At 56.9% G+C, this 7,900-nt stretch carries 7 protein-coding genes and 1 pseudogene; 5 read left to right on the top strand and 3 right to left on the bottom strand.

The genetic code is table 11. The annotated features are described in order from the left end of the window. Positions 1–75 precede the first annotated feature (75 nt). Positions 76–1,302 carry a LysR family transcriptional regulator gene (locus CWM54_RS20785; protein ID WP_060876271.1) on the top strand — a complete coding sequence of 409 codons (1,227 nt, stop codon included), beginning with the start codon at positions 76–78 and terminating at the stop codon, positions 1,300–1,302. Here CWM54_RS20785 and CWM54_RS20790 read toward each other — a convergent pair. From CWM54_RS20790 to CWM54_RS20800, 3 genes are all read right to left on the bottom strand, one after another. Next, positions 1,299–2,561: a gallate dioxygenase gene (locus CWM54_RS20790; protein ID WP_100698325.1), complete on the bottom strand. Its 1,263-nt coding sequence runs from the start codon at positions 2,559–2,561 to the stop codon at positions 1,299–1,301. The genes CWM54_RS20785 and CWM54_RS20790 overlap by 4 nt on opposite strands. 13 nt (positions 2,562–2,574) lie before the next feature. Beyond that, the gene (locus CWM54_RS20795) at positions 2,575–3,945 is read right to left on the bottom strand and encodes an MFS transporter (RefSeq protein WP_100698327.1); all 1,371 of its coding nucleotides are present in this window, start codon (positions 3,943–3,945) and stop codon (positions 2,575–2,577) included. 211 nt (positions 3,946–4,156) lie between these two features. Then, entirely contained in the window at positions 4,157–5,098 is a 942-nt protein-coding gene (locus tag CWM54_RS20800) for a LacI family DNA-binding transcriptional regulator (RefSeq protein WP_020324162.1), read from the bottom strand. Between the two features lie 293 nt (positions 5,099–5,391). Between CWM54_RS20800 and CWM54_RS20805 the strand changes: the two genes are divergently transcribed. The 4 genes and pseudogenes from CWM54_RS20805 to CWM54_RS20820 all read left to right on the top strand — a co-directional run. Beyond that, positions 5,392–5,706, top strand: coding sequence for a PTS sugar transporter subunit IIB (locus CWM54_RS20805; protein WP_100698328.1), 315 nt, complete (start codon positions 5,392–5,394; stop codon positions 5,704–5,706). Between the two features lie 11 nt (positions 5,707–5,717). Continuing rightward, positions 5,718–7,040 carry a PTS cellobiose transporter subunit IIC gene (locus CWM54_RS20810; RefSeq protein ID WP_002923156.1) on the top strand — a complete coding sequence of 441 codons (1,323 nt, stop codon included), beginning with the start codon at positions 5,718–5,720 and terminating at the stop codon, positions 7,038–7,040. Positions 7,041–7,137: 97 nt separating this feature from the next. After that, entirely contained in the window at positions 7,138–7,440 is a 303-nt protein-coding gene (locus CWM54_RS20815) for a PTS lactose/cellobiose transporter subunit IIA (RefSeq protein WP_004205145.1), read from the top strand. 144 nt (positions 7,441–7,584) lie between these two features. Beyond that, positions 7,585–7,900, top strand: a pseudogene (locus CWM54_RS20820) (hypothetical protein); the annotation flags it as partial.

Genomic DNA, 7,900 nt, shown 5'->3' on the forward strand with positions numbered 1-7,900 from the left:
TAATTCGTTAACTTGCGAAGGCTATGATTTTTATTTATGTTGTCAACTCACTCACTGTTCCAGGCCTGACGAACCATGCTGAAGAAAAAGCACGATAAAATCATAAATATCATGCAGCTGCGTTTTTTCTGTCAGGTCGCGCTGCGCGGCAGCGTCTCGCGTGCGGCCGATGACTTATTCCGCACGCAGTCAGCGATAACCCGGGCGATCCGCGACCTTGAAGCCGCGTTGAACGTCACGCTGTTCGAACGCCATTACAGCGGCATGGTGCCCACCGAGTATGGCAAGTGCATCCTGCCGCGCGCCCGGCGGGCGATTGACGACCTGCAGGCCATCCCGGCGCTGTTGCAGAAACACCATACCCGCAGCAGCGGCCCGCTGGCGGACGCCGGCTGGCTGTTCAATACCCGCCGGTTAGCCATATTTATTCAGCTCTATCACGTCAACCATACCCAAACCGTCGCGCAACAGTTGGGGATCACCCAGCCGGCGGTCAGCGCCGCGCTGAAGGTCCTGGAGAAAGGGGCGGATTCGGCGCTATTTCGCCGGACGCCAGAAGGGGTGCGCCCCACGCCCGCCGCGGAGCTACTCTATCCCCCGGTAAGCAGAGCGCTCAACGAGCTGGAAAACATCTGGAGCGATCTCGCCGCCCGTCGTGGGGTGCTGGAGGGCACCGTGCGCATTGGCGCCCTGCCGCTGAGCCGGACCCGGCTACTGCCCTCCGCCATCGCCGCCTTTCTGGCCCAGCACCCGGGCATTACCCTCATGACCAATGAAAGCCCGTATGAGTCGCTGGTCGCCGATATGCGGGCAGGTAATATCGATTTTATTATCGGCGCCCTGCGTCAGGATGAAGATCTTCCGGACCTCTGTAGCGAGGCGTTATTCGAAGAGGATATGTTGATTTTACTGCGTAATAACCACCCGCTGCTGCGCCATCCGGATCCGCGCAGCCAGCTGGCGACCGCGCAATGGGTGCTGCCGCGCGCCAACGCGCCGGCGCGCCATTTACTGGATAAGGCGTTTATCACCCTGGGGCTGCCGCTGCCCCAGCCGACGGTGGAGACCGGGGATGCGGCGATGGTGAGAGGATTGCTGCAGGACTCCGACATGCTGGCGGCGGTCTCCGCCAGCCAGATGCGTTTTGAAACTGACAATGGGCTGCTCAGCGTGTTGCCGGTCCCCCTGCCCGATACCACCCGGCGTATCGGGCTGACGTTTCGCGCCGGCAGCCTGCCCTCCCCGGCGACGCAGGCGCTGTTGCGTTTTATTTATCAGCAGGTTCAGGACGGGACCGTTTAACGTTTACCCGCCACCGAATAGGTTACCTGTTGATTACGCGTTTGCTGAAACGCCTCCAGCGTCTGCCCGCGCATCGCGGCGTAAATATGCAGGTTGGATACACCGACCACCGCGCCCATTTTCTCCAGCAGGAAGAAACTGGCGCCATACTGAATCAATCCCCGCCAGTCGCGTGCGTTGAGCAACTGCTGTTCCTCCTCACTCAGTCCGGCTTCGGCATAAAGCGACTGAGGCGACTGCAGAAAACGTTCGCGCCAGGCAGGCTCAATCAGCCGATGCAGGAAACGGTTAAGCCGCAAGCCATTCAGGCTGCGCTCGTGGGTAAAAGGATAGGTTCCCGGCAGTTTCTCCACCCCGGCCAGCTGCTGCGCCATATGCTGGCGATGGCGCGTCAGGGTATCGACGGGGGGCAGGCGCGCATTGTTCTCAAGGATCAGCGTGGCGATACCGGTCATCGACGGCAGGTAATAGTCGCGCCAGGTTTCGGTGACATTGGATGATAAGGCGCCGCGCATCACCAGCCACATGATTACTTCGGACCCCTCCATCCCCCCCAGCTCAGCATATTCGCCAAGGGTCATTTCGGTGAGCTTTTCCGGGTCATTAACCAGCATGTCAACAAACTGGGCATCCCAGTCGGGATTATTAAATCCGCAGCGCTCGCCATGAACCTGATGCGAGAGCCCGCCGGTCGCGACAATCGCCACATTGATATCTTCCGGGAAGCTTTCAATTGCCCGGCGCAACGCCTGGCCGAGTTTGTAACAACGGCGCGCGCTCGGTACCGGAAATTGCAGCACGCCGATCTGTAACGGGATCACCGCCGTCGGCCACCCCTGCGCTTCATCCCAGGGCAGCAGCGCCGAAAGCGGCGAGAAAAGGCCGTGGTCGAGCTTTTTATCCATAAAGAACGACATATCAAACTCATCGGCCATCAGGCTGGCGCCAATGTGCCTTGAGAGCGCCGCATTGCCCTGGACCGGCGGCAGACAGCGTGGTCCGCCGCCTTCATCGGCAACGTCATATTGACTATCGATTCCCAGCGTAAAAGTCGAATAGTGATCGAAGAAAAAGGCGGTCACATGGTCATTAAAGATGTACACCAGCGCATCCGGCTTTTTTTCCTCCAGCCAGCGCTGCAGCGGTTCGAAGCTCTGGAAGATCGGCGACCACGCCGGGTCCTGCTGTTTATGATGATCGACCGCGAAGCCGATAGTCGGGGTATGAGAGACGGCGATACCGCCGAGAATGTTAGCCATCAGATAACTCCACTTATCGGTGTTCCAGGGGGGATGACAAAGCGTCCAGTTCTGCCTCTGTGAGTCGAGGCTTAGCGTGATTCATACGGTGCAACAAAATACAGATCCCCGCCAGGCAGGCCGGCAGCGCAAGCACCAAAAAGATCGACGAGTGTCCCGGCACAGCCAGCATCAGCATCCCACCCAGCGTGGAGCTGAGAATAGCCCCGGTACGGCCGATACCATGCATCCAGCTGACGCCGGTAGCACGGATCTCGGTTTGATAATAGGCTGGCGAATAGGCCTGCAGACCGTTCTGCGCGCCGTTAATGCACATCCCGCTGATAAAAATCAGCACCGACAGCGCCGCCGATCCGAAATCCATCAACCCCTGGGACAACAGGCACAGGCAGCCGAGGAAATAGGTTGCCGCAATCACGGCTTTCGCCGAAGCACGATCCATCAGCATACCGACAAGGATCCCGCCCAGCGGGCCGCCGAGCTGGAACAAGCCGGTCATCATCGCCGCCTGCTGCAGCGACAGCCCGCCGGAGCGGAGAATGGTTGGCAGCCAGCCGTTCAGCAGATATATCACGAACAGCCCCATAAAATAGGTCAGCCACAGCGCTATCGTGCCGCGGGCATAGCCATGCCGAAACAGCTGCGCCACTTTGCTGCTCCGCGTGATGGGCGGCGCATTCAACTGAAAAACGGTTTCCGCCGTAAACTGGCCCCCAAGCCGGTTAAGCGCCCTGGCGATCTGCTCGCCCGGTAGCCGGCGCGCCACCATGTTCATCGCCGACTCCGGCAACATCACGATCATAAAGGGGAGCACCACGAGCGGCAGCACGCCGCCAAAAATCAGCGCCGAGTGCCAGCTGTAATGCGATAACAAACCGGCGGCGATAAAGCCGCCGAGGCCGGAACCCACGTTAAAACCGCTGTACATCAGGGTGATCATCACCCCTTTACGCCGCTCCGGCATATATTCTGCCACCAGCGTGACGCAGTTGGGCATCACCGCGCCAAGGCCAAGGCCAGTAAGAAAACGCATCAGCGCCAGTTGCGATGGGCTTTGCGCCACGGCGCCGGCCAGGCTGAACAGCGCAAACAGCGCCACCGACCAGAGTAAAATGCGTTTTCGGCCGTAGCGGTCAGAAAGCGGGCCCGCCACCAGGGCGCCAATGGCGACGCCGAACATGGCCGCTCCAAGAATCGGCCCCATTTCAACCCGGCTGATGCCCCAGTCCTCAATGAGCGCCGGGGCGACAAAGCCCATCACCGCGGCGTCATACCCATCCAGCATAATGATGATGAAACAGAGCAGCAGCACGTTCCATTGAAAGCGCGAGACCGGACGGGCATCTATCCACGCTTTCACATCGACAACGTTCATGTGATTCATAGGGTCACTTCCTTAAGCAGGCGGTACGAATGTTCTGGTTAGTGTTTTTTGAGTGGAACTTTCGTACTCAACTTAAGGCAGGTCACGCAGGCTGTCCGGTTCGAAAACCCGGCGTCAGATATGAGTTTTATTTATAATGTGAGGGATACGACAAAAACCAGCCAGCAAAAAACCCGCAGCCAACGGCGGCGGGTCAGGGCAAGAGCGGAGTTCAGTGCTTCGGAATAATTAAATCGCCGCGCAGCGGGCTGCCGCCCGGGTTGTCCGTTTTCTCGGTCAGCCAGTTGACGATCCGCGACGCCATCGCGTCCATGGAATATTCAATGGCCGGAATGGTGGGGATACCGGGCAGCTGTAACGATCCGGCGAGGCTAAACACCATCACATTTTGCGGAACGGCGCGGTTAAACGCCTGCAGCTGCGGCACCACGCGCTGCGCCTGCTGTTCATCGCTCACCAGCAGCGCGTTAAAGTTCAGCGTCGTGGCGTTATTGACCAGCTCCTGCACCGCCACCGACGGCGAGGTGTTATCCAGAAACACCAGGTTGCGATTAAACGGCAAAAAGTTTTTTTCCAGCGCGTGCTTGTAGCCCAGCAGCACCTGATCGGCAAAGCCGCTGCTCTGCGGATGAATCAGCGCAATCTGCCGTCTGCCCTGGCTAATCAGATAGTGACAGGCGGTTTCGGCAGCGAAAGCATGATCGAACTGAATGCTGTTGTCGCCCTCGCTGTCGAGGCAGTCCACCAGCACCACGTCCGGGCGGTTAATATTCAGGGGAAAACGCGCGCCGATGATCAGCACGTTATCGCACAGCCCGCAGGTCAACTCCTCCAGCGAGTTCATCACGCCGTTGCTGGTGTTGGCGAAGCGCAGCAGCAGGTGCTTCTGGTGCTGGCTGAGCTGTTTTTCCAGGGCGTAGAGATAGCTGGTGGTTTGATTGATGTTGTCCTGGGCGCAGATGACGCCGATGCAGCCGGTGGACTGGCTGAGCAACGACTGGGCTATCATGTTTGGCCGGTAATTGAGCGCTTCCGCCGCCTGCAGCACCGCCTGACGACTGGCTTCCTTCACGCCACGTGAGCCGCTCAACACTCGCGACACCGTGGCTTTGGAAACCCCGGCAAGTCGTGAAACATCATTGATTGTCGACATCATTTTCCCCTGCGCGGGCGCCGCGTCCCGCCAAAATCCTGTAAACCTGAATCGCTTCAATTGTGACCAGCGCAGTATATCCATTTCGTCATTTGTTTGGAAACCGATTTTCCATTTCAGCGCAAAACATCGCCAAATCGACAGAATAATGTGAGCGAAATCCAATAAATCCGCCCCATAAGCAGGAGATCTTGACCACTATCACAGTTCTGCTTTTTATGAATGGAAACCGGTTTCCGTCTGATATCAAATCATCCACGCAATAACTTTTTACATTTTGAGGATGGTCGTCGATGTACAAGATTATGCTGTGCTGCTCTGCCGGGATGTCCACCAGTCTGCTGGTCAGAAAGATGGTGGAGGCAGCGAATGAACGTGATCTGCCGGTGCAGATTGATGCCTATAGTGTTTCCGAATTTGACATGCAGTTTCCGCAGTATCAGGTGGTGTTGCTTGGCCCCCAGGTGAAATACATGTTGAAAACCCTGTCTGACAAAGCGGCTTCCCTGAACATTCCCGTTCAGCCCATCGATACGATGGACTACGGCATGCAGCGGGGAGACAACGTCCTGAATTATGCTCTGTCGCTGATCCCAGCGGCGCACTGAGAGGTGTTGAAATGAGTTCTCTGTATCAGTCCATGATTGCCGTGATCGAGCAATCTATTACTCCGCTGGCAGGACGCCTTGGGCAGCAGAAATATGTTATCGCTATCCGCGATGGCTTCACTGCCGCCTTGCCGTTTATGATCATCGGCTCTTTCATGCTGGTATTTATCTTTCCGCCGTTTTCACCCGATACCACCAACGGCTTTGCCCGCGGCTGGCTTGATTTCTCCCAGCACTACCGCGAACAGCTGATGCTGCCGTTTAACCTCAGCATGGGCGTGATGACCTTCTTTATCTCGGTCGGCATTGGCGCCAGCCTCGGTCGGCAGTTTCAGCTCGATCCGGTGATGTCCGGTCTGCTGGCGTTTATGGCCTTCCTGCTGGTCGCCGCGCCCTATGCCGATGGCAAAATTTCCACTCAGTATCTGTCCGGTCAGGGCATTTTCACCGCGCTGATCACCGCCATCTACTCCACCCGCGTTTATGCGTGGCTGAAGCAAAACAACATTACTATTCGTCTGCCGAAAGAAGTACCCACCGGCGTCGCCCGTTCGTTTGAAATCCTGATCCCGGTGCTGGTGGTCATTGCGACTCTGCATCCGCTGAACCTGTTTATCGAAGCGCAGACCGGGATGATCCTGCCGCAGGCGATCATGCATCTGCTGGAGCCGCTGGTTTCCGCCTCCGACTCGCTGCCGGCGATTTTGCTCTCTGTTCTGATGTGCCAGATTTTCTGGTTCGCAGGGATCCACGGCTCACTGATTGTTACCGGCATTATGAACCCGTTCTGGATGGCCAACCTGTCGGCAAACCAGGCGGCGCTGGCGGCGGGTACGGTGCTGCCGCACGTCTATCTGCAGGGCTTCTGGGATCACTATCTGCTGATTGGCGGCGTCGGTTCGACCCTGCCGCTGGCTTTCCTGCTGCTGCGTAGCCGGGCCACTCATCTGCGCACCATCGGCAAGATGGGCATTGTGCCGAGCTTCTTTAATATCAACGAGCCGATTCTGTTCGGGGCGCCGATCATCATGAACCCGATGATGTTTATCCCCTTCGTCTGCGTGCCGATGGTCAACGCGGTGCTGGCTTACGGCGCGACGCGTCTTGGCTGGCTGAGCCAGGTGGTGTCCCTCACTCCGTGGACCACGCCGGCACCGATTGGCGCGTCGTGGGCGGCTAACTGGACCCTGAGCCCGGTGGTGATGTGCCTCATCTGCATGGTGATGTCGGCGGTCATTTACCTGCCATTCCTGCGCGCCTATGAACGTTCCTTAATGAAAACCGAAGTTGAGAAAGCCAAAAATAGCGTTCCGGTGGCAGAAACCGTTAGCTAATACCTCTCCGCCTGGAGCGATAATAAGATGACAGCGTAATAATGCAGAAAAAGGACTTTCACTGCATTATTAAATAATAAATACCTCAGGAATACACATGATTGAATTAGAAGATGCGGTAATGGAAATTATCGTTAATGCGGGACAGTCACGCTCATTATGTTTTGAAGCGTTGCATGCGGCCCGAACCGGAAATATCGACGAAGCGCGCTTACTCTTAAATGAGGCCGACGGCTACGCCCGTCGGGCGCATCAGATGCAGACCCAGCTCATCGAGCAGGACGCCGGTGAAGCGCGTCAACCCATGACGCTGATTATGGTACATGCCCAGGATCATCTGATGAACTCGCTGCTGGCCCGCGAGTTCTCAGAAGAATTAATCCATCTGTACCAGCGTTAATTAATATGGAATAACGTCAGCGAGAATATTATTCTCCGGCGTCGCTGTACCCTAAAAAACAAATCAGCTTATTTTGGTTATTTATTTTAGCCAGAATGGGATGGTTATTATCTGAAAGATATTAATTATTAAAGCGAGATAACCATGAATACTGTGAAAAAACTGCCTTTAGCCATGGCGGTTGTCGCCGCGCTGTGCCCAATTTCTGTCATGGCGCAAGAATTTACGCAGGAACAGATCGACGCCATCGTCGCCAAAGCCGTTGATAAAGCGCTGGCCGACCGCCAGGCGAAAATCGACGCCGCGGCCAACAAAAAGGTCGACGTGATCACCAACCCGCAGACCACCGCCGCCTCGCCGGATATGGCCATTCCGTTCGGCCTCAAGTTCAGCGGCTATGCCCGCTATGGCGCCCACTTCCAGACCGGCGACCAGAAATATGTCGGCGTCGACGGCTCCT

Source organism: Klebsiella sp. D-Nf1, assembly GCF_002810515.1.
GTDB classification, from domain to species: Bacteria; Pseudomonadota; Gammaproteobacteria; order Enterobacterales; family Enterobacteriaceae; genus Klebsiella; species Klebsiella variicola.

Coding starts and splice junctions, on each gene's coding strand:
- CWM54_RS20790 (WP_100698325.1), bottom strand. CDS start 2,561: ATGGCTAACATTCTCGGCGGTATCGCCGTCTCTCATACCCCGACTATC.
- CWM54_RS20785 (WP_060876271.1), top strand. CDS start 76: ATGCTGAAGAAAAAGCACGATAAAATCATAAATATCATGCAGCTGCGT.
- CWM54_RS20810 (WP_002923156.1), top strand. CDS start 5,718: ATGAGTTCTCTGTATCAGTCCATGATTGCCGTGATCGAGCAATCTATT.
- CWM54_RS20795 (WP_100698327.1), bottom strand. CDS start 3,945: ATGAATCACATGAACGTTGTCGATGTGAAAGCGTGGATAGATGCCCGT.
- CWM54_RS20805 (WP_100698328.1), top strand. CDS start 5,392: ATGTACAAGATTATGCTGTGCTGCTCTGCCGGGATGTCCACCAGTCTG.
- CWM54_RS20815 (WP_004205145.1), top strand. CDS start 7,138: ATGATTGAATTAGAAGATGCGGTAATGGAAATTATCGTTAATGCGGGA.
- CWM54_RS20800 (WP_020324162.1), bottom strand. CDS start 5,098: ATGTCGACAATCAATGATGTTTCACGACTTGCCGGGGTTTCCAAAGCC.